The following is a 20,997-nucleotide window of genomic DNA, read 5'->3' as shown; positions in this document are numbered from 1 at the left end:
GGGGGAATCATTCCGCGCGAAGCGATTGGGCGGTAGCTCTAGCGCAGCAGCACGGAAGACCCCGATGGGTATAACAGGTCAGTCTCCCGTCGGACGACCGGAGCGAGGAGTGGATTGCATGAAGGATTTAAAGGGCCAGCTGGCTTTCATCACCGGTGGCGCCTCGGGTGCCGGCTTCGGTCAGGCAACCGTGTTCGGACGGGCCGGCGCTGAGATTGTCATTGCCGATGTGCGCGCGGAAGCAATCGACGCCGCCCTTGAGAAGCTGCGCGCAGAGGGCATCCGCGCCCACGGCATCAAGCTCGATATCATGGACCGCGACGCCTATGCGAAGGCTGCGGACGAGGTCGAATCCGTTTTCGGGCGCGCACCCACGATCCTGTCCAACACCGCTGGCGTCAACAGCTTCGGGCCGATCGAGAAGACGACCTATGATGACTTTGACTGGATTGTCGGCGTCAACCTCGGGGGCGTCATCAATGGCATGGTCACCTTCGTCCCGCGCATGATCGCGGCCGGCGTGCCGGGGCATATCGTGACAGTGTCCTCGCTCGGCGGGTTCATGGGCAGCGCGCTGGCCGGTCCTTATTCGGCGGCAAAGGCGGCCAGCATCAACCTGATGGAAGGCTACCGGCAGGGTCTGGCGCAATATGATATTGGCGTCTCGGTCTGCACGCCGGCCAATATCCGCTCCAACATCGCCGAGGCGAGCCGCCTGCGTCCTGAGAAGTTCGGGTCGAGCGGTTATGTCGAGAATGACGATTCCATCGCCTCCCTGCACTCGATCCACCAGCATGGGCTCGATCCCGAGAAGCTGGGTGAGGCGATCATGAAGGGCATTCAGGAAAACGCGCTCTACATCATTCCCTATCCGGAAGTGCGCGAGGGGCTGGAAAAGCATTTCCAGGCCATCATCGAGTCCGTCGCACCGATCGAGAGCGACCCGGAGGGCGCGCGTCTGCGCACCGAGGCGCTGATCAACTGGGGCCGCGACCGCACGCGCGTCTTCGCCGACGGCAAGAAGGGCGAATAATATCGCATTGCGCGATCGGATTGCGCTGGGGCGCCATGCAGGGTCATGGTTGCACTAAAGACTATCGGAGAGAGACATGACCCTCAAATTGTACAGCTTTGGCCCCGGCGCCAATTCGCTCAAGCCGCTCGCGACGCTCTATGAGAAGGGCCTCGAATTCGAGCCGGTGTTCGTCGACCCGGCCAAGTTCGAGCAGCATTCGGACTGGTTCAAGAAGATCAATCCGCGCGGCCAGGTGCCGGCGCTCTGGCATGATGGTCAGGTCGTCACCGAATCCACCGTAATCTGCGAATATCTTGAAGACGTGTTTCCGGATGCGGGCACGTCACTGCGCCCCGCCGATCCGTTCAAGCGCGCCGAAATGCGCGTGTGGACCAAGTGGGTGGACGAGTATTTCTGCTGGTGCGTCTCCACCATCGGCTGGGCATTCGGCATCAAGGCGATTGCCCAGAAGATGAGCGACGAGGAGTTCGAGGATCATGTCACCAACAAGGTGACCATCCCCGAGCAGCAGGTGAAGTGGCGCCGCGCCCGCAACGGCTTCCCGCAGGAAATGCTGGACGAGGAGTTCCGGAAGGTCGGCGTGTCGGTCCAGCGACTGGAGGAGACGCTCTCCAAGCAGGACTATCTGGTCGACAGCGGCTTCAGCCTCGCCGACATCTGCAACTTCGCCATCGCCAATGGTCTCCAGCGGCCCGGCGGCTTTTTCGGCGACTATGTGAATGAGCAGAAGACCCCCGGCCTGTGCGCCTGGCTGGCGCGCATCAACGAGCGTCCGGCGATCAAGGCAATGTTCGAGAAGGCCAAGAGCGAGGATCTGCTCAAGGCCAAGCCGCAGCCCGCCGCCTGAACCGCGGCGGCAATCAGACACAGACGACGAGGCGCACCGGGCATGACGCAGGATCTCACCATCTACCACATTCCCGGCTGCCCCTTCTCGGAGCGCATCGAGATCATGATGGCGCTCAAGGGTGTGGCGCTGAAGGATGTCGAGATCGACATCTCCAAGCCGCGCCCGGACTGGCTGCTGGCCAAGAGCGGCGGCACCACGGCGCTGCCGCTGCTCGACGTGGAGAATGGCGAGAGCCTCAAGGAGAGCATGGTCATCCTGCGCTATCTTGAGCAGCGATACCCGCAGCCTGCCGTCGCGCATCCCGACCCGTTCCACCACGCCGTCGAGGGGATGCTTGCGGAGCTGTCCGGCCCTTTCTCGGGCGCGGGTTACCGCATGATCCTCAACCGCGATGCGGACAAGCGCGAGGAAATGCGCGCGGCTGTGGACGCGGAGTTCGGCAAGGTGGATGCCTTTTTGCGCCGCTACGCCACGGGCGCGGACTTTCTATTCGAGGATCGCTTCGGCTGGGCGGAGGTCGCCTTCACGCCGATGTTCAAACGGCTGTGGTTCCTCGAATATTACGAAGATTATGAGGTGCCCGCCCAGTTCGACCGGGTGTTGCGCTGGCGCGCGGCCTGCGTCGCGCATCCGGCCGCCCAGCACCGCAGTCATGAAGAGCTGATCAAGCTCTATTATGATTATAGCCAGGGCGGCGGCAACGGTCGCATACCCGAAGGGCGCGCCATTTCCAGCTTCTCCCCGGATTTCGACTGGCGCAACCGCCCCATGCCTCCCCGAGACAAATGGGACCGCCCCGCGACCGATAAAGAACTGGGCCTTGCCGCTTAACCCGCAAATTGCTTAGCATGCTATGATCTGATTGCCACATCCTTCATGCTTTCTTGGCAAGATGCATCTTCGGGCCATGACATGAGGAATTGTTAACCATAATGAGGGACTTGGCCTGTGGGAGCGAGCAGGCCGGTCGGCTTCCCGAGAGCCGGTGTGGGTATCGCCTTGGGGGATCTGGTTTGTCACGCCGCAAGTGGCTGATCTTTGGATATGCGTGTCTGGCCGGTGCAGCCTTGCCAGCGCCGGCACAGGGGCAGCCTGCAGACCAATCGCGCGGCTCCGTTTACGAGGCCGCTTTTTTTAGCCCCTCCGCACCCAGCAATGCGCTGGAGATGATCGCCCTGGTGCCGGGCTTCACGCTGGACGAGGGTGATGCCGAGATTCGCGGTTTTCGGCAGGCGGCAGGCAATGTCGTCATCAATGGTCGGCGGCCCAATGCCAAGAGCGAGACGCTCGGCACGCTGCTCTCGCGCATTCCCGCTGCCCGCGTCGTCCGCATCGAACTTGCCTCGGGCGATCGGTTCGGGACGGACTATGCCGGCCGCGCGCTGGTAGCCAATGTTGTGCTGTCGCAGGAGGGCGGGCTTGCGGCGACTGTCGAGACGACCTTGCGCCGGGAATATCGCGGCGCGATCCTTCCGGAAGGAAGCATCTCCGCGCTGTGGAATCGGGGCGCTTCGACTTTCAACGTCGCACTCGCCGTTAAAAATGCTGCGACATCGGAGGAGGGGTTCGACCAGCTGGTCGCGCTGCCCGGCGGCACCGAGCAGGAGTATCGCGAGAAGTTCAGCCGCTTCCGCAATCCCCAGCCCTCCGGCTCCGTGCGGTGGACGCTGAACGAGGGGGAGCATCGCACGGTCAATCTCAGCGCCAGTCTCAACCTCAATTATGATGACCTGACGCAAAGCAGCTTCGTGCAATCCGCTGACGGATCCGAGCGCAACGACGCCCTTGTGCAGCGTTGGTTTACCCGCACCATGGAAGTGAGCGGCGACATTACCCGCCCACTCGGCTCGGGCGGCATCAAGCTGCTCGGTCTGGCCTCCCGGCGATATCGCAGCCTGCGCGATCAGGCGACCGAGGCCAGCCTGGCAGGGGACGATATGGGCGGCCTCTTTCAGAACCAGCATGACTGGCGGGACGAGACGCTGGCGCGCCTGAGCTGGAATGGCACGGCATTCTCGGGCTGGACTGTCGAGGCAGGCGTGGAGGGCGTCCGCACCCGGCTGGATGGCCAAGTGGATCTGTTTTCCGTCGATCCCGATGGGGCCGTCACGGTTTATGATCTGCCCGTCAGCCACGCGGTGGTGACGGAGGATCGCGGCGAGGTCTTTGCCAATGGGGGCCGGCCGCTGTCATCCCGGCTGCGGATCGATTTGGGCCTTGCCTATGAACGCTCGCGCCTCAGCGTAAGGGGCGATGTCAGCGCCCGTCGGACCCTCGAATTCGTCAAGCCCAAGGTCGCGCTGGATTGGCGTGACGGCGCCTGGCACAGCCAGATCAGCGCCGAACGGACCGTGGCGCAGCTCGATTTCGAGGATTTCGTCAGCGCCGCGGAGCTTTCGGCGGACCGGGTGAACGGTGGCAATCCCGATCTCCTCCCGCAACGGGCCTGGGAGTTCAAGCTGAGCGTTGATCGCGCCTTGCCGGGCGACGGGCGCATCACGCTCGATCTGGGCTATGATTTCATCGCAAAGGTTCAGGACCGCGTGCCGACGCCGGAGGGGTTCGATGCGCCGGGCAATCTGGGCGACGGCACCCAGTTCAGCGCGGCGGCCAATATCGATCTGCCGCTCTCCCGGCTGGGCGTCAAAGGCGGGCGGCTCACCCTTTATGGCTCCTACATCGATACGTCCGTGCGGGATCCGTACACGCTGCGCTACCGCCCCTTTTCCGGCTATGCGCCCTTCTACTACGAGGCGCGCTTCCGGCAGGATCTGGGCCGCTTCGCCTGGGGCACGAGCATGACCGGCAATAGCGGGTCGGACAGCTATCGGATCGACGAGGTGGACTTCAACCGGGGGATCGCGCCCAATGTCGCCGCCTTTGTCGAATATCGCCCGAATCCTCGCTGGACGGTGACCCTCGGCAGCGAAAACCTGCTGGATAGCGGCAAGCGGCGCGTGCGCGACTTCTACGATCCGGATCGGCGCTCGCTGATGCCCTATGAGCGCGAACTGCGTCATCGCGAGAGTCACCTGGTCGCATATCTGACGATTAAGCGCAGCATCCGGTAGCCGCTCCCCAAGGGGCCGAACAAGGGCCGATCCATCCTGTGTTCAGGCGCATCATGCCATGGATCTTTCAGGTCGGCGCGGCATTGTAACGGTTCACGGACGCGCTGACGCTGTAACTGTCCGTGCCAGTCAAGCATTGCCGAGCCGGATGATGTCATGCAGATAGGCTTTCAGCTTGTCGCAACGGGCCTTCGCGCCCGTGTCGGTGCCGGCTTTGAGCCGGGCTTATGGTAGTTTGACCAGTGCGGATCTCGCGCCATGCGGTGCGGGGTCTGCCCGGTGCAGGAGAATGAGTGCTGATGACACTGAGTGTGTTGCTTGCCGCGGCGGCGGCCGCAGGATCGCCGCAATATATCCCGTCCAGCCCCACGCTAGGGATGGCCGAAGGGCGCTGCCGCGCGAATGAAAGCGGCCCGGCCTATATGATCAACATCAACGGGTTGAAGGACCGTCAGGGTCTGGTTCGCGTCGAGCTCTATCCCAATAGCGACGAGGATTTCCTCGCCGACGACAATGTCCTGCTCATGGCGGGCAAGCCCTTTCGTCGCGCCGAGATGAAGGTGCCGGCCAGCGGCCCGGTCGTGCTCTGCATCCGCGCGCCGAGCGCGGGCACCTACACGCTGAGCCTGCTGCATGATCGCGATTCCAACCGCAAGCTCGGCCTGTCGGTGGATGGCGTCGCTTTTCCGGGTGATCCCAAACTGTGCTGGGGCCAGCCCAAGGGCCGCGACGCGCGGGCGACGGTGGGCAACGGCCCGACCACGATCAACGTCACCATGCAGTATCGTCGCAGTCTGGTCTGCTTTGGCCCGCTGAAGAAGTAGCGGCAAGGGGGAGGGCTGGCCTAGCCGCCCTCGCGTGTCAGGCGGCCAGCGTGCCCGTCCGTCGCACCACGGGGTTGTCGACGAGCTGCTGATAATAAGCGAACAGATCGGCGAAATGCTCGTCGATGGTGCGCACATGTTGCGCATAATGGAGGGCTTTGGCGCGCACCTCTTCCTTGGGCGTGGCAATGAAGTCCAGGATCGCCTTGGCCGCGGCTGTTGGATCGGCTGACTTGTACAGCCACCCTTCGCACAAGCGGGCGTGATCCGCCGCGCCGCCACGATCCGGCATGATAAGGGGCAGGCCGGCCGCACGCGCCTCGCCGCCAACGGTGCAGAACACCTCCGCCTCGCAGCCATGAATCAGGGCATCGCAGCTGGCGAAAAGACGCGCGACTGCCTGCCTGTCCGAGATCGGTGAGAGCAGATGGACGTGCGGGATTTGCGCGGCGGCGCGGGCCACGCGCGCGCGATCCCGCCCATCCCCCGCAATCACGAGGCCGACCGGCGCCTTGTTTCCCGCCATGGTCACGGCCTGGATCACCATAGGCCAGCGCTTCTCCGGGCCGTGCCGCCCAGCCCCCAGCAGCAGCGTTGCTTCGGGCGGCAGGTCGCAGCGCGCAAGGAGGCGCGCGCGCAACTCTTCATCTCGAAAGTCCGGAGAGAAAATGCCTGGCTGGACGCCCATGGGATTGGTCACGACCCGTTTCATCCCACCCGCCAGCAGGCGATTGGTCTGGTCTTCGCCAGTCGTGATCGAGCCGTCGAACAGTTGGTCCATCCGCTTGAGGTGACGCCAGAACATGCCGAAAGCGCGGTCAATGGCCGGACGAGGCAGGAAAGGATCGAACCAGCGATAGGCATAAGCCGACATGGGATCGGCATGCATCACCAGCGCCCGCGGTGCTTTGCCTGGCCACTCGCCAACAAAGCGGGCGCTGCGCCAGGGCGAGGAGCATTCGACGACGTCGGGCTCGAGTTGGCTTAACGTATCGTGCAACGTGTCGACGTCGCGGAAATAATGGTAACGCCGGTCCAGCGGAAATTGAGGGTTTTCCAGGTAGATGATCCGCGCATTGGGGCCATAATCCTCAACGCGGAAACCCGGCCCTGGGGCGATCACCACCACTTCATGCCCCGCCGCAGGTCCGGCGAGAAGCTTGCGATCGATGTAGGTTTTTACGCCGCCGCCATAGGGCGTGTAGAAGGCAGCGACATCCACAATGCGCATGATGTCACCCGGCGCGGGCGCACATGGCGTCCACCTTGTCGCGCGATCCTGCCATCAGGCCCGCTTTTCTTTTCTGCCAACCCTGATCGTGGCGAGATCGCCGATGGCCAGCACCGCACCGATGACGAGATGGGTCAGCAGGATGAGGGTGGTGATGAGCGCAATGAGAATGTGGATCTCGCTGTCTTGCCCGACCGCGAACACGGCGACCGCTGCGAAGATGATGTCCTTGTTGCTGATGAGCGGCAGGCGCGAGAGCAGCATTCGCACCGTGGCCAGCACCAGCCACCAGCCCAGCGCCACGTCCGGCAGGGCCAGGCTCCACACCACGGCCAGCAGGACGTTGCCGACCAGCAGTCGCGCGAAATGCAGGCTAGAAATGGCCCAGAGTTGCGTGCGCGTGAGGCTGAAGATGCGCTTGCTGAACACGAAGACCAGCAGGGAGACGACCATGATGACGCCGACCGATGCGGCCAGGGCGGAACTGGTGATGCCGAGGTTCAGGCTCTTCGCATAAGGATAGACCAAGGCCATCATCGCGAGCGTGAAGATATTGGACACCACGGCGGAGAGTATCGCGACGTCCTTGACGGCGCCGAAGGGCGAGCCCTCCATTTTGATCTTCTTGCGTGCCCAACTGTAGAAATAGGCCTCGCCGAGATAATCGACGATCAGCTCGTTGGTGACGTTCTTGCGCGCAAGGGCGATGAGGCCTTCGCCCGGAATATGCCAAAGCCAGCGGAAGATGATGAAATCAAAGGCCAGGCCCGTGAAATAATAGCCGAAAAAGGCGACCCAGAACAAAGGATTGGCCGGGATGGTCTGCAACAGATCGTCAAGGCGGAACGAGCGGAACTGCCAGATGACAACCGCAAGAATGGCAATGGACAGCGCCGGGGTGATCCACACCCACCACGAGGTCTGGCGGACAGGAAGCGGGATCGGGTCTTTGGAAGGATCGTCGCTCGACGGAGCAGGGGCTGGTGTCTGCATGTGTGTTTGCTTACTTGATAAGGCCCGATCGCGTCCGCGCTGCGGATAGCAACAATCTGGCCGGGGTCAAAGTCTATTTCCCTGCGACACGGCGGAAGAGGGCGATCCACTTCTCCAGCGTCGCCTCCATCGTGAACAGGGATGCACGCGCGCGCATGGCGGATATCTGCGGCTTCTGTTCGCACACGCGATCCACGGCGGCGGCGAGAGCCGAGACATCCTTGATTGGAACCAGCGTGCCCACATCCTCCATCATCATCGGCATGGCGATGGTGCAATCGGTCGCGACGATGGGAATGCCGGCTGCGAGCGCCTCCGCGACGACCGCCGGCACGCCTTCGAAGTCCGAGGACAGGATGAAGGCGTCGGCCTGCGCAAACCAGGGGTCGACAGGGTTGTGATGGCCGGGAAGGCTAAGTTGCGCGGCGACGCCGAGCGCCTGCGCCTTCGCTTCCAGTGTGGTGCGGAGCGGGCCTTCGCCCACGATCGTCAGCCGGTCGTCCGGCCGCGCGATCCGTGCAAAGGCATCCAGCAGCAGCTCGAAGTTCTTTTGCGGGAAGAGGCGCCCCACGCCCAGGAAATGCCGGCCCAGGTGATTGCGCGGCGTGGCGTCGCGCAGACTGGCCAGACGCTGCGCCACCGCCGCCGTCATCGAGGCATTGTGAATGATGGCGATCCGCTCAAGTGGGACGCCCATCTCGGTTTCGATCTCGTCACGGACCGGCGGCGCCATCGCGACGACAGCCGCGTAAATATGGCTGTGGCCATGCATGATGAACCGGCTCAGCCGCCGTCGCAGCGGGCTGCTGTGGCGCTCATCGAGGCTGTTGCTCGGGCGCAGCACAATGGGCGGGCAGCTCTTGCCGAGGACAAGCCGGGTGACCGCAGCCACCGCCATCAGCCCGTTGCTGGGGAAGAACAGCACATCTGGCTTTAACCGCCTCACGATGCCCGGCAGCTTGAGCATCATCCACAGGCTCTCGGTCTCGATCCGCGCGAGCCGGCCCGGAGGCGGGATGATATAGGGGACGTCCGGCGCCTCTTCCTGCAGCCGGCCTTCCCACCGGCCAAGCGCGATGCGGGCATCGAGCCCAGCTTCCCGCCAGGCCTTGGTAAAGCGCAGCAGATCGCGCTCGACCCCGCCCGGTTCGAGGCTGTGGAGCACGCTCAGGACGAACAACGGCCCCTCGTCAGCCATCAGGCGGCAAGATCCGCGTAGCGCGCGGGCGTGTGAGTGCGCATGAACTTGCTGTAGGTAGCGTCGATGCTGTCGAGCAAAGCGGGTACGGTGGTGTCAGGCGGATGCACCGCGATGCGAGCATTGGGCAGCGCCCAGGGCGCGGCGCGGGCGGCGGCGGCGACGATCAGCGAACTGGCGATCCTGCCCTTCGTGCGGCTGGCCCAGGTGATGACCGGCCCCTTGGCGACGACAAGGCCCGTTTCCGGCTGCCAGACCTTGAGATGATCCTCGGCGAGCGGGAAGCCGCAATCGGCGAGCGCCTGCAGGCTATCCTGCGAGTAGAGCCAGGCCGGGGCGATGAACCCGGTCACGGGCCGGCCGATAGCGTCCTCCACGATCGGGCGACCACGCTCCAGCCGGCGACGCGCTTCCTCCCGCGAGAGCTGCGCGAACTCACCGGCGCCGGCCGTCATGTGCTTCTGCATGAAGCCCTTTTCGCGGGCATCGTCGCGGTGGCACCAGCCGTGCAGGAACATTTCCACCCCGGCATCGGCCCAACGGCGCAATTTGCCGGCAAAGACGGCATTGCCGGCGAGCGGCGCCTTGTCTTCGAAATCGGGCACCACCAGCATGGCGAGGCGCGGACCACCGAGCAGGCCGCTCAGGCGGTCGAACAGCGCATCGACTTCGCTTTCAAAATGCGGCGTCACATCATGGATCGAGGCGAGCAAACGAGGCATGGGCGAGCCGTTACACCCTTTCCCGCGCGCCGTCACGCCCCACCGCAGGGGGCAGGGTCAGAAGGCGCGGGTGATGCCCAGATCCACGGTCGTGCGCCGGTAATCGTAAATGCCGACCGTCGAGATATTACGCTCATAGGCCAGTCGCACGACCGGCGAGAAGCCTGCCACCTCGATCTGGCGGAAGGTCGCGCCGACCGATCCGCGCAGAAACCATTCCTTGCGGCGCTCCGGAAACAAAGCCAGCCGGGCATCGGCCTCGAGCCGCCGCACCGTGGCATTGGCGAACAGGGTCGTGCGGCCCATGTCCCGCCAGCCGAGCAGGGTCGCACCGCCCGAGGCGGTCGCATAGCCGGGATCGCGCGCGGTCTGCCGCGTGCCGCTCAGCTGAATGCCGACGCCACTGCGGGCGGACAGGGCGCGCTCGATGCCGGCGCTCAGATTGTAGAGCGCGCCATCCTGCAGGGCGTTTCGGTTGTAATGCGACTGGCCATAGGAAAAGCCGACATCGCTTTGCGCGCGCCGCCCGATGCGCTGCGTCCAGCGGAGATCGGCCGTCTCCGTGCGAGCATAAGCCTTGCCGCCATAAGTGCGCCAGGTGACGCCGGCAGAAGGCATGAGGCGGCTGCGCCCCCGTTGCCACTCCAGCCCCAGCAGGGCACTGCCGGAAAGGTCGTTGAACTGACTGGCGCGATAGAAGGTGCCATCGCCCGAGAGCCGCGGCACCAGCGTCAGTCCCTGGCCCAGCCCGACACGGGCATAGACCTGCCCTGAGAGGCGCAGGCCAATGCCCGATTGCTCCCGCGCATCCTCATCCAGCGTGAGCGGGGCGATGACCGTATCCAGCTCCTTGGCATCGGTGGCGCGGTTGATGTTGCTGTCCGGCGCCATGGCCAGTTCGAAATTGCCGCCGAAGCGCCGGTTGGAGCGCAGTGCGGCGGCGAACCGATCCACCACCTGCTGCACGTCCGGCGGCAAGCCATTGGCTTGCGCCTGCCGCAATTGCTGGCGGGCGCGGCTTTCATCGCCCATTGCCGCCAGCACGCGCGCGAGTTCCAGCCGCACGCGGGTCGCGCCCGGCTCCTCATCCAAGATAGCGCGGAAGGCGAGGGCGGCATCGGTCTGCCGGCCCTGCTCATCGAGCATCATGCCCAGGCGAAAGCGCGCTTCGGAGCGGACCTTGAGATCAGGATCGCGGGCAAGCGCACGATAGATGGTCTCGGCATCCTCCAGCCGCCCCGCGACGCGCGCCTGATCGGCGAGGTCGAACAGTTGCGCAGCATTGAGGCCGGAGATGGACCTGGCGTCTTCGGAAACGGTCGGCGTGCTGCCAGCGGGCGGTTGGGCCTGCGCCTGCGCTTCCAGCGGGGCATGCAGGCACAGGCCTGGGATCAGCCCCAGCCAACTCAGTCGTCGCAATGTCATGGCAGGCCCTTGCCGGTGCGCTATGGACAAATCAATTGGTGCGTTTGCCCACCGTCGCGCCGCTTAGATAATATGTGCTGCTGGTATCGCCCGGCGCGGTCTGGAAGCCGAAGGTGCCGCCGATCTCCGTCGCCGTCGGGCCGTAGAGAGCGCCCTCGAAGAAGCCGAGATAGGCATTGCTGCCGTTCACGACGTCCGCCGTCAGTCCGGCGTCGATGTCCATGACCCCGCGGTCGAAGGTAAACGTGCCGAAATCGCGGGTGCTGCCGTCGAAATTGCTCTTGCCGATCGGGTTGAGCGAGCCAGTGAATGTGCCGGCGCCGAAATTGACGGCGAAGTTGCTCGTTCCGCTCAGCGCATAGGTCGCGCCGCCGCCGAACTGCGCCGCCGTGCCGCGAATGATGCCCGTGAAGCTGCCCGATCCGGTCGGGATCTGGAAGCCGTTGGTGCGGATTCCCCAGGCGAACCAGCGGTCGAGCCGGTCGCTGCCCGGTGCTTGCGCGCGCTCCCAGCGCCCGAAGCTCGCATAGCTGAGCGCAATGGCGGTGTTGCCCGCGCCGGCCTTGTTGAGCGAGAGCGTGTAGGACAGGCCATCCCCGCCGGTGATCTTGTAGACAGCGAGCGCATTCGAGGAGGCCGCCGAGTCCAGGCTGGCGGAACCGAATGTCGTGTCGATGCCCCGGTCGCTATCCTGATAGCGGTAGCTGCCCTGCGCGGCGTCGTAGGTGAACAGCCCGTTGGAGCGGAGCAGTGCTGCATTGTTCGCGCTGTTTCCGCTGCCCGTATCGGTCAGGCTGAGCTGGCTGAACCGGTGCTCGAAGCTGTCGTCGAACTGCAGGGCGGTGAGCGACATGTTAAGCCCGGCCACTGTGCTGTCCTGCCGGCCCAGCATATAGCCGGCGGTCACCTCGCCGTCGGCGCTATAGAGATACCAGGTCGCGCCGACTTCCTCGCCATTGGGCCCGTAGAAGCGACCGTCCCAACCGCCGTTGAAGCGCTTGCCGTCATCCATGAAGAAGTTGCCGGAAAAGGCGGTGGTGCCACTGGTCAGCGCTGCCTCACCGAAATAGGCGCCGATGCCCTTGATGAGGCCGGTGTCCACGTCGATCGTGGTCAGCACGCCGCTGCTGGTCAGGGCGCCGCTCTGGAAGTCGATCTGCAGGGCGCCGCTCCCCGCGACCGCAAAGGGAGAATCGATCGCCCGCGCACCGACGAGGCTCACGGCATAACGCCCGGTGCCGGATGGCTGGAGCTGGCCGGCAGGCGTCTGGATGCCATAAGTGAACGGATCATAGGTGAAGTCGAGGGTGTTACCGGAGACCGTGGCGCGCTCCCACGCGCCGCCGCCGACATAGCGATAGGTCAGTTCTCCCGATGTGCCGGGCCGTGTCAGCGTCAGTGCCTCGCTGGTCGTGCCGAGCTTCTGGAAGCTGATAAACGCCGGGGATCCGGACGCGACCAGATCGGCTGGGGCGAAGGTGGCGCTGCGGTTGGCCGTGGCGATGGAATAGCTCTGCGTGGCGGCGTTATAGGAGATCGAGAGCGTGCCCCGGGCCGACTGGCCATTCTCGACCGGCCGCTCATCGGCATAGAAGCGGCCGGAAAGATTGCCGCCATTGCTGGTGAACGTCTGGCTCTGCAGCGGCCCCATCAGGCTCGTATTCGGCCCGACAATCGGGTTCGGGCTGGGGGCGGGCGCCGGCGTCGGGGTGGGGGTCGGCGTCGGCGTGGGAGTGGGAGTCGGTGTCGGGGTAGGTGTGGGAGTCGGCGTAGGGGTAGGCGTCGGGGCCGGCGTCGGTGTCGGGGTAGCTGTGGGAGTCGGCGTCGGTGTCGGGGTCGGCGTGGAATTGACGCCGCCCGCTCCACCGCCTCCGCAGGCGGTGGTCAGAAGAGTGATGAGGAGGGGCGTGGCCCACTTGCTCTGCTTGACCATGACGGGGCGAAACTCCGGATTAATGAGCGCGAGACGGTTCGAGGGTTCGTGTCCGGACGTTGGCCAAATATAATTGACGAAAAGTTTATCATCTTGGAACTGGGTCCGTTTTTGAGACGGTTGGAGGTGAAGTCGGTAAAATTTCACCGCAAAACTGCACTTGCGGGTGCCGCATGGCGCGTTAACCATCTTCCGGGCTTCCCTGTCGGGTCAGAATGGTTAACAATTCTTAACTATGAGACGCGCCCCCGTTCTGACTCACGAAGAGGCGAGACATCCGTTTCGCCAGTCGCTTCCCCGCCATGTGTTCCGGCCTGCGCCGGACGCGACGTCGCAAGCCCGCCCCGCGCCGGACGAAGACAAGGACTGGAAGTTGTTTGTGCTGAGCTTCGCGGCGTTCTTTACGGTCGCCTACACGTTCATCGTGTGAGGACTTAGCGGCTGCCGGCTTCCCGCGCGGCTGCCAGGTCCGCTTCACACGCCCGGTGAAGCTTCAGCGCCAGCAGGGCGCAGATGCCGCACATGCCGCACATAATAAGCAGTGCTTCCCGGTTGCTCAGGCCCGCGCTGGTCGCGGCCATGATGACGAGCGCACCGAAGACCATCGCGCCTGAGTTGACGACATTGTTGGCGGCGACTGTCCGCGCGGTCTGGTCCTTGCTCACCGTGGTGGTGAGGAAGGCGTAGAGCGGCACAACGAACATGCCGCCGAATGTCGCGATGCCGAACAGTGCGATCACGATGCGCCAGCTATGTGGCGCGGCGAGAAAATCGCGGACCGTATAGAGCGTATCGGCAGGCGCGCGCACCCAGTCGCCGGATGCGTAGGAAAAGAACCAGATGAAGCCGGCCATCATCAGCACCGAGATGGGCGAGTAACGGGCGGAGACGACGCCACCGAGCAGGCGGTTGACCGCCACCGATCCCACCGCCACGCCGATCGAGAAGATCGCGAGGAACATGCTTGCCACTTCCTTGGTCGCGGTGAACTCGTTCTTCACCAGCGGCGGGAAGATGATGACCAGCACCGTGGCGATCATCCAGAAGAAACTGATCGACATGATCGCCAGGAACAGGCGGCGAATGTGCATGGTCGCCGAGATCAGGCGCCAGGAGGCCCGGAAGATATTGTAATCCATGTCGATGGGCGGGCCGACGCGCGGGGCGGGCGGCACCATGCGACCGGATAGATAGCCGATCATCGCGATGATGAGGACGCCGCACGCCGCAGCGGTCGGGCTGATCCAGCCCGCGACGATCGTCCCGGTCAGAATGGCGATATAGGTGCCGGCTTCGACGAGCCCCGTCCCGCCGAGCACCTGATCCTGCTCCAGATGCTGAGGGAGAATCGCATATTTGATCGGCCCGAAAAAGGTCGAGTGAACGCCCATCGCCAGCAGTGCGGTCAGCATGAGGCCAACGCCTGTCATCGGGTGCCGCGCGCTGACCAGCAGACCGGCCGCGCCAACCGTCATGATGAGGATTTCCGCGAGCTTGACCGTGCGGATGATCCTCGACTTGTCGATATTGTCCGCAAGCTGGCCAGAGAGCGCCGAGAGCAGGAAGAAGGGCAGCACGAACAGCCCGGTCGCGACTGCGTTGAACGCCGATTCCTGCTGCGGGTCCTGAAACACGCCATAGGTCGCGAACAGGATCATCGCAGTCTTGAAGAGATTATCGTTGAAGGCCCCGAGGAACTGAGTGACGAACAGGGGCAGAAACTTCCGGTGGCCGAGCAGCCGCAGGGATGCCTGCATAAGTGCGTGAACTCTTGTGATCCGGCCGGACTCGTGCCGTCGCCGGGCTTCTAGCGGCGAAATGGGCAGGTGAAAAGACATTGGATGCCGCATCGTGCAGCCCCTTGTCTGCGCTGGACGGCTGTGGCACCCGCATTGTCGTGAAGTTCTTGCCAAACATTCTGACCCTCTCGCGGATTCTCGCGGTGCCCCTGCTCGTCGCCCTTTTGTGGCCGGCCGAGTCTGTCCACGCCTGGCGCCTCGGCTATCTCGCGGCTTTCGGGCTCTACTGCCTGATGGGCATCACCGATTATTTCGATGGCTATCTCGCCCGCGCGCAGGGCACGGTCTCCAAGCTGGGCGTGTTTCTCGATCCGATCGCGGACAAGATCATGATCGGCGCGGTGATTCTCATCCTGTGTGCCAACCAGAACATCAACGGCGTCCATATCATCGCGGCGCTGGTGATTCTGCTGCGGGAGATTGCGGTCTCCGGCCTGAGGGAGTTTCTCGCGGGCCTGCGGATTTCCGTGCCGGTGTCGCGCCTCGCCAAGTGGAAGACGGCATTTCAGCTTGTGTCGCTGGGTGCGCTCATTCTGGCGGGCGGATTGCCGCATATCGCGTTCATCCAGCTTGCCGGCCTCGTCACCTTGTGGGCGGCCGCTCTGCTCACCCTGCTTACCGGCTGGGATTATCTGCGCGCCGGCCTCAAGCACATGACGGTCTGATCATGGCCGACATCACGATTCTCTATTTCGCCTGGGTGCGCGAGCGGATCGGTCTGGACGAAGAGCAGCAGCCCGTGCCCTCGCCGGAGGCGACCGTTGCGCAGCTTCTCGATGCCCTGTCGGCCGGCAGCGCCGGTCATGCGGCGGCCTTTGCCGACCGGGGGCGTCTGCGCGCGGCGCTGGACCAGAAGTTCGTGCCCTTGGACACTGCCATCGGCCAGGCGCGCGAGCTGGCGATCTTTCCGCCCGTGACCGGTGGCTGACGCCACGCCCTCGATCTCGCTGCGCGTCACGGCGGAGGATTTCGATCCCGGCCGCGAGCTGGCCCGGCTGGAAGGGCTGGATGGGGGCGGGATCGCGAGCTTCACGGGGCTGGTGCGCGATGATGGCGGGCTGCGCGCGCTCCGGCTGGAGCATTATCCCGCGATGACGCAAGCACAGATCGGAGCGGTGGTCGAAGAGGCCTGCGCCCGCTGGCCGCTGCTCGGCGTGACGGTGATCCACCGGTTCGGTGAACTGCCGGTCGGCGCTCGGATCGTCTTCGTCGGCACCGCCTCCGCCCACCGCGTCGCCGCACTCGAATCTTGCGCTTTCCTCATCGACTGGCTCAAAGTCTCTGCGCCCTTCTGGAAGCAGGAAATCCGGCATGACGGCTCGGCCGGCTGGGTCGAGCCGAAAGGTGCCGACGACGCGCGCGCCGCAATCTGGCGGCAGGAGGGCTGAACGCGGTCTGACGGCCAGCCGGCGCTCAGGCGGCCTCGGCTGTCTCCTGCTGGCTGGTCGCGGCGTTGCGCAAAATGTCCGCCATCAATCGGAAGTCGGCTTCCCGCGGCGAGTTGCGCCGCCAGACCAGGGCAATCTCGCGATGGGCGCTCGGCGACTGGATCGGCCGCGCGGTGATCTTGGTGTTGGCAAGAATGCCGCCCCTTATCGCCATGTCTGGCAGCAAGGTCAGGCCCAGGCCATTATCCACCATCTGCACCAGCGTATGGAGCGACGTGCCGGTGATGGTCGCCTCGGTACGCAATTCCGCGCGGTTACAGGCGGCCAGCGCATGTTCCTTCAGGCAGTGGCCATCCTCCAGCAGCAGCAGGCGGTTGCCGTCGATCATCTCGGGCGTGATCAGGGCCGGCGGATCGCGCGGATCGTCCTTGGGAAAGGCCACGAACAGCGCATCATCGAACAGCACCTCGATTTCCGCATCGCCGCAGGGGAAGGGCAGGGCGAGCAGCACGCAATCGGCATGGCCGTGGCGCAACGAGTCGAGCGCCGCGTGGCTGGTTTCCTCGCGGAGATAAAGCTGCAGCGCCGGTCGCTCCTCGCGCAGTCTGGGCAGCAACCGGGGGAGGAGGAAGGGCGCGATGGTGGGGATGACGCTCATCCGCAATTCGCCGACCAGCGGCGTGCCGGAGGCCTGCGCAATGGCTGCCAGTTCTTCGGCCTCGCGCAGCACGCGGTGGGCCTTGGTGACGATGCGGTCGCCCAGCGCCGTGAAGCGCACGATACGGCGGGTTCGCTCGACCAATGTCACGCCGATCAGCGATTCAAGTTCGCGAATGCCGGCCGAGAGCGTCGACTGGGTGACGAAGCACGCATCCGCCGCACGCCCGAAATGGCCATGTTCCTTCAGCGCAACCAGATATTGGAGCTGCTTGAGGGTCGGCATGTAGATCGACATTGATCGCCCTTTCCGCTGGAAAGAAGCAATTTAATCGATCTAGCCGATCAGTTCAAGCGAGCGCAGGATGCCGTAACCGGTCGTCAGGGTCAGCACACAACCGACCATGATCAGCAACGGCCGGGCCGGGACATGCTTGGCGATCCAAGCGCCGAGCGGGGCGGCCAGCACGCCGCCAATCAACAGTCCGGTCGTGGCGGTGGTGAACGTCTCCCAGCCGAGATGGACGAGGAAGGTAATGCTGATCGACAGGGTCAGGAAGAATTCGACTGTGTTGACCGTGCCGATGGTGTGGCGCGGGCTGGTGCCCTGGATCAGCAAGTTCGAGGTCACGACCGGACCCCATCCGCCGCCACCGGATGCATCGAGGAAGCCACCGAGAAGGCCGAGCGGCGACACGAACCGGGGGTCGCGCACATGCGCCTCGGTATGGCGCAGGCCGCGCCAAAGCAGCCAGAGGCCGATAAAGGCAAGATAGGAGAGGATATAGGGCCGGATCAGCTCGCCATCGATATTCGAAAGGAAATAGGCGCCCGCAACGCCGCCGATCATCCCGGGAACTACCAGCTTCCAGAACAGCTTCCAGTCGACATTGCCATGCAGCACATGGCTGATCGCGGAGACGGCGGTGGTGCAGGTCTCCGCGGCATGAACGCTGGCGGAGGCTGCCTTGGGCGGAACACCGAGCGCGAGCAGGAGGCTGCTGGAAATGACGCCATAGGCCATGCCGAGCGCGCCATCGATTATCTGCGCACCGAAGCCGACGGCCACGAAGGGCAACAGCATCAGCGCAAAATCCATCCAGGCGTCGGGCAAGGGCAAGCCTTTCTCAATTAACTCACTGGACAATAGGCCCGCCGTTTCCGGCTTGGCAAGGAAATTGTCCTTGGGCCTAATCCTGGCAACGCTCTAGAAATTTCAACGCATCGCGACTAGATAGCTGCTCTTGTCGGCCAGCAAGGGACGCTTTGCCATGGGGCTTTTGTCCTACCTCGATTCCGTGAAAGAGCGCGATCCCGCGCCGCGTTCGCGGCTGGAAATCCTTATTTATCCAGGAGTCTGGGCCCTCGGCCTGCATCGGGTCGCGCATCAGCTGTTTCGCTGGCGGCTCTTCTTCCTTGCGCGTCTGGTCAATCATTTTTCACGCTTCCTGACCGCCATCGACATTCACCCGGGTGCGACGATCGGAAAGAATTTCTTTATCGATCACGGCTTCACGGTCATCGGCGAGACTGCGCTGATTGGCGACAATGTGACCATCTACCAGTGCGTGACGCTGGGCGGCACCGATCCGGCGAATGGGATCGCCGGCAAGCGCCACCCGACGATCTGCGACGGCGCGATCATCGGATCGGGCTCGCAGGTGCTCGGCCCCATCACCGTGGGTGAGCGCGCGCGGGTGGGGGCCAATGCCGTGGTGACCAAGGACGTGCCGGCCGGTGCGGTGATGATCGGCATTCCAGCCCGCGCGACGCTGGTCGATGCCAAGGAATATCAAAAGCCGTTCACGCCTTATGGTACGCCCTGCAGCGAGACCTACGATCCGGCGACGCAGAAGCTGGAAATTCTCCAGTGCGAAGTCGAAGTGCTGCGCAAGCGGTTGGCGGATCTGGTCGCCGAGCAGGAAGCCCGGCGCGCGGACGGCGCTGATGGCCAGTCCCGCACCTCGGCTTGATGAGCAACGTCACACCATTTCCTCCCCGGCCCACACCGGCCAATAGCCCGCCCACGCAGACGAGTTTCGACCGACTGGAACTCTCGCGGATCATGGATCTGTACGGACGCATGGTCGCGGCGGGGCAGTGGCGCGATTACGCCATCGATCTTAATCGGGACGTCGCGATCTTTTCCGCCTTCCGCCGCACGGCGGAACGCCCGGAGGTGCGCATCGAGAAGCGCCCGTCTCTGCGCAACCGCCAGGGCATGTGGGCGCTGATCGGCGAGAATGGCGTCATCCTGCGCCGGGGGCAGGAACTGGCCGGAATTCTGGCACCCGTCGAGCGCCGGCTGATGAAGCTGATCGAGGATTAGGGGCAGGCGCGTCGCCGCGAGGTCTCTCACCCGACTGTCGCAAAACTGTCATCAAACTGTCATACCGGCGTCCGACATTTGAACGGAGCATGGACCTTGCGATTTCCCCTGATGGCGGCGCTTCTCGCTGCGAGCGCGCTGACGATACCCGCGCCCGTGCTGGCCCAGGCCTCCTCGCAAGCCTCTGCCCCGGAGGACGTCGCCGCGCTGCGGGCAGAAATTACGCGGCTAAGAGCGCAGCTTGAGAGCATGGAGGCCCGGCTCGGCAAGGTCGAGGGCACACAGGACGCGTCCTCCACGCCGTCCGCGACCCCCGAGGCGGCGGTCGCCTCTGCCCAGACTGCCACTCCCGCGCCCGCAGCGAGCGCCAAGCCGGATGCGCAGCTCAGCTGGCGTGGTGCGCCCCAATTTAGCGGCGAGGGCGGGCTTTCTTTCAAGCCCCGCGGTCGGCTGCAACTCGATACCAACGTCGTTTCCCGCCCGGATGGCATCAATGCGCCCACTTTGGGCTGGTCGGCCGACGTGCGCCGCGCCTATCTGGGTGCGGACGGCACGCTGGGTGGCGGCTTTGGCTATCGGCTGGAGCTGGATTTCGCGTCCGGCAGCGCGCAGTTCACCGACGCCTGGCTCACTTATGAGCGAGGGCAGCTTACGCTGACGGTCGGGCATCACCGCATCACCACGCTGGAAGACCTGACCAGCGATCTGGAAACCAGTTTCCTCGAGCGCGCGGCCTATACGCAGGCCTTCGGTCTGGAGCGGCGGCTGGGGCTTTCGGCCACCTATCGAATCGGCGACTTGATGCTCTCGGCCGGCGCCTTTGCAGATGATCTCGCGGCGCTCGGCACGTCGGGCGTCACCAGCAACAGCTATGCGCTGGATGGCCGGCTGGTGTTCATGCCCAAGCTCGGCGACACGCAACTTCATATTGGCGGCTCGCTGCATCACCGGGAGCTGAACGATCTGACCGACGTCCTCCAATATCGCGCCCGGCCCGGCGCGCGGACGACCGATGTCCGCTTTGTCGACACCGGTCTGTTCAGCGCCAGCGCGGAGACGGGCTATGGCCTGGAATTCGCGGCCTTGCGGGGACGGTGGCATGTGGCGGCGGAAGGCTTCTGGCAGCAGGTGGCGCGGCCCGGCCTTGCCGATCCGACCTTCTTTGGTGGTTATGGGGAAGTCGGCTACATCCTCGCTGGCGCCTCCGGCCGGGGCTATCGCAACGGCGCCTTCGGCTCGATCAAGCCCACACGCGGGCTGGACAAGGGCGGCTCGGGCGCCTGGCAGCTCAACCTGCGCTATGACTGGCTCGATCTCGACGATGGCCTGATCAATGGCGGCCGCGAGCAGACCTATGGCGTGTCGCTCATCTGGGTGCCGATCGAGCGGGTGAAGTTCCTGGCCAACTATCTGCGCGTCGAGGTGCGCGATACACCAGTCGTCGCCGGTACCCGAGATGATTATGGCAGCGACGTGTTCGGTCTGCGCGCGCAGTATGAGTTCTGACGGCCGGCGGGACCGCGCGTTTCTAAAGGCGCGCG

The 20,997-nt window shown here is 64.4% G+C and carries 21 protein-coding genes; 12 read left to right on the top strand and 9 right to left on the bottom strand.

Translation table 11 applies throughout. From position 1 onward, the window contains the following. The first annotated feature begins 118 nt into the window (after positions 1-118). From M2331_RS10110 to M2331_RS10090, 5 genes are all read left to right on the top strand, one after another. Positions 119-1,033, top strand: a complete 915-nt coding sequence (locus M2331_RS10110) for an SDR family NAD(P)-dependent oxidoreductase (protein WP_181560166.1) — start codon at positions 119-121, stop codon at positions 1,031-1,033. A gap of 76 nt (positions 1,034-1,109) precedes the next feature. Continuing rightward, positions 1,110-1,883, top strand: a complete 774-nt coding sequence (locus tag M2331_RS10105) for a glutathione S-transferase family protein (RefSeq protein ID WP_181560165.1) — start codon at positions 1,110-1,112, stop codon at positions 1,881-1,883. Positions 1,884-1,925: 42 nt separating this feature from the next. Next, positions 1,926-2,717 (top strand): glutathione S-transferase family protein, encoded by a 792-nt coding sequence (locus M2331_RS10100; protein ID WP_181560164.1) that lies wholly within the window; start codon positions 1,926-1,928, stop codon positions 2,715-2,717. A gap of 335 nt (positions 2,718-3,052) precedes the next feature. After that, a complete protein-coding gene (locus M2331_RS10095; protein ID WP_181560163.1) occupies positions 3,053-4,957 on the top strand; it encodes a TonB-dependent receptor in 1,905 nt (634 codons plus the stop codon). 299 nt (positions 4,958-5,256) lie between these two features. Further along, entirely contained in the window at positions 5,257-5,781 is a 525-nt protein-coding gene (locus tag M2331_RS10090) for a DUF2141 domain-containing protein (RefSeq protein ID WP_181560162.1), read from the top strand. A 37-nt stretch (positions 5,782-5,818) separates the two neighbouring features. Here the strand turns inward: M2331_RS10090 and M2331_RS10085 are convergent, their stop codons facing one another. The 6 genes from M2331_RS10085 to M2331_RS10060 form a co-directional block, all read right to left on the bottom strand. After that, on the bottom strand, positions 5,819-7,012 hold the full coding sequence (locus tag M2331_RS10085) for a glycosyltransferase (protein WP_181560161.1): 1,194 nt from the start codon (positions 7,010-7,012) through the stop codon (positions 5,819-5,821). A 54-nt stretch (positions 7,013-7,066) separates the two neighbouring features. Continuing rightward, positions 7,067-8,005, bottom strand: coding sequence for a hypothetical protein (locus tag M2331_RS10080; RefSeq protein ID WP_181560160.1), 939 nt, complete (start codon positions 8,003-8,005; stop codon positions 7,067-7,069). Positions 8,006-8,078: 73 nt separating this feature from the next. Then, positions 8,079-9,203: a glycosyltransferase gene (locus M2331_RS10075; RefSeq protein WP_181560159.1), complete on the bottom strand. Its 1,125-nt coding sequence runs from the start codon at positions 9,201-9,203 to the stop codon at positions 8,079-8,081. Continuing rightward, the gene (locus M2331_RS10070) at positions 9,203-9,925 is read right to left on the bottom strand and encodes a DUF2334 domain-containing protein (protein ID WP_181560158.1); all 723 of its coding nucleotides are present in this window, start codon (positions 9,923-9,925) and stop codon (positions 9,203-9,205) included. Before M2331_RS10070 ends, M2331_RS10075 begins: the two co-directional genes overlap by 1 nt. 57 nt (positions 9,926-9,982) lie before the next feature. Continuing rightward, positions 9,983-11,350: a surface lipoprotein assembly modifier gene (locus tag M2331_RS10065; protein WP_181560157.1), complete on the bottom strand. Its 1,368-nt coding sequence runs from the start codon at positions 11,348-11,350 to the stop codon at positions 9,983-9,985. Positions 11,351-11,381: 31 nt separating this feature from the next. Then, on the bottom strand, positions 11,382-13,001 hold the full coding sequence (locus tag M2331_RS10060) for a hypothetical protein (protein ID WP_181560156.1): 1,620 nt from the start codon (positions 12,999-13,001) through the stop codon (positions 11,382-11,384). 517 nt (positions 13,002-13,518) lie between these two features. On the opposite strand from M2331_RS10060, the gene M2331_RS10055 reads away from it, so the two are divergent. Further along, positions 13,519-13,713 carry a hypothetical protein gene (locus M2331_RS10055; RefSeq protein WP_181560155.1) on the top strand — a complete coding sequence of 65 codons (195 nt, stop codon included), beginning with the start codon at positions 13,519-13,521 and terminating at the stop codon, positions 13,711-13,713. Positions 13,714-13,717: 4 nt separating this feature from the next. Here the strand turns inward: M2331_RS10055 and M2331_RS10050 are convergent, their stop codons facing one another. Further along, positions 13,718-15,040, bottom strand: coding sequence for an MFS transporter (locus tag M2331_RS10050; protein ID WP_181560154.1), 1,323 nt, complete (start codon positions 15,038-15,040; stop codon positions 13,718-13,720). A gap of 104 nt (positions 15,041-15,144) precedes the next feature. Here M2331_RS10050 and pgsA point away from each other — a divergent pair, with 104 nt between their 5' ends. Genes pgsA through M2331_RS10035 form a run of 3 tightly spaced genes read left to right on the top strand, consistent with a single transcriptional unit; the run spans position 15,145 to position 16,470 of the window. Then, on the top strand, positions 15,145-15,747 hold the full coding sequence (gene pgsA / locus M2331_RS10045) for a CDP-diacylglycerol--glycerol-3-phosphate 3-phosphatidyltransferase (protein ID WP_413714712.1): 603 nt from the start codon (positions 15,145-15,147) through the stop codon (positions 15,745-15,747). A 2-nt stretch (positions 15,748-15,749) separates the two neighbouring features. After that, the gene (gene moaD, locus M2331_RS10040; protein WP_181560152.1) at positions 15,750-16,010 is read left to right on the top strand and encodes a molybdopterin converting factor subunit 1; all 261 of its coding nucleotides are present in this window, start codon (positions 15,750-15,752) and stop codon (positions 16,008-16,010) included. Beyond that, positions 16,003-16,470, top strand: coding sequence for a molybdenum cofactor biosynthesis protein MoaE (locus M2331_RS10035; protein WP_264592357.1), 468 nt, complete (start codon positions 16,003-16,005; stop codon positions 16,468-16,470). The genes moaD and M2331_RS10035 overlap by 8 nt, the downstream gene beginning before the upstream one ends. Before the next feature lie 25 nt (positions 16,471-16,495). Here M2331_RS10035 and M2331_RS10030 read toward each other — a convergent pair whose 3' ends face one another. Together M2331_RS10030 and M2331_RS10025 are read right to left on the bottom strand one after the other, a co-directional pair. Beyond that, positions 16,496-17,425: a hydrogen peroxide-inducible genes activator gene (locus M2331_RS10030; protein ID WP_181560151.1), complete on the bottom strand. Its 930-nt coding sequence runs from the start codon at positions 17,423-17,425 to the stop codon at positions 16,496-16,498. Positions 17,426-17,464: 39 nt separating this feature from the next. After that, on the bottom strand, positions 17,465-18,226 hold the full coding sequence (locus M2331_RS10025) for a sulfite exporter TauE/SafE family protein (protein WP_181561460.1): 762 nt from the start codon (positions 18,224-18,226) through the stop codon (positions 17,465-17,467). A 172-nt stretch (positions 18,227-18,398) separates the two neighbouring features. Between M2331_RS10025 and epsC the strand changes: the two genes are divergently transcribed. The 3 genes from epsC to M2331_RS10010 all read left to right on the top strand — a co-directional run bounded on the left by epsC (position 18,399) and on the right by M2331_RS10010 (position 20,962). Beyond that, positions 18,399-19,100 carry a serine O-acetyltransferase EpsC gene (epsC, locus tag M2331_RS10020; protein ID WP_181560150.1) on the top strand — a complete coding sequence of 234 codons (702 nt, stop codon included), beginning with the start codon at positions 18,399-18,401 and terminating at the stop codon, positions 19,098-19,100. Beyond that, positions 19,100-19,456, top strand: coding sequence for a DUF2794 domain-containing protein (locus tag M2331_RS10015; RefSeq protein WP_181560149.1), 357 nt, complete (start codon positions 19,100-19,102; stop codon positions 19,454-19,456). Before epsC ends, M2331_RS10015 begins: the two co-directional genes overlap by 1 nt. A gap of 111 nt (positions 19,457-19,567) precedes the next feature. Beyond that, complete coding sequence (locus M2331_RS10010) at positions 19,568-20,962, top strand: OprO/OprP family phosphate-selective porin (protein ID WP_184117261.1); 1,395 nt, start codon at positions 19,568-19,570, stop codon at positions 20,960-20,962. The last annotated feature ends 35 nt before the right edge of the window (positions 20,963-20,997 follow it).

Origin of the sequence: Sphingobium sp. B10D7B (genome assembly GCF_025961955.1) — a bacterium.
Classification (GTDB): Bacteria; Pseudomonadota; Alphaproteobacteria; order Sphingomonadales; family Sphingomonadaceae; genus Sphingobium.
This window is presented reverse-complemented; position numbering and strand designations above follow the sequence as displayed.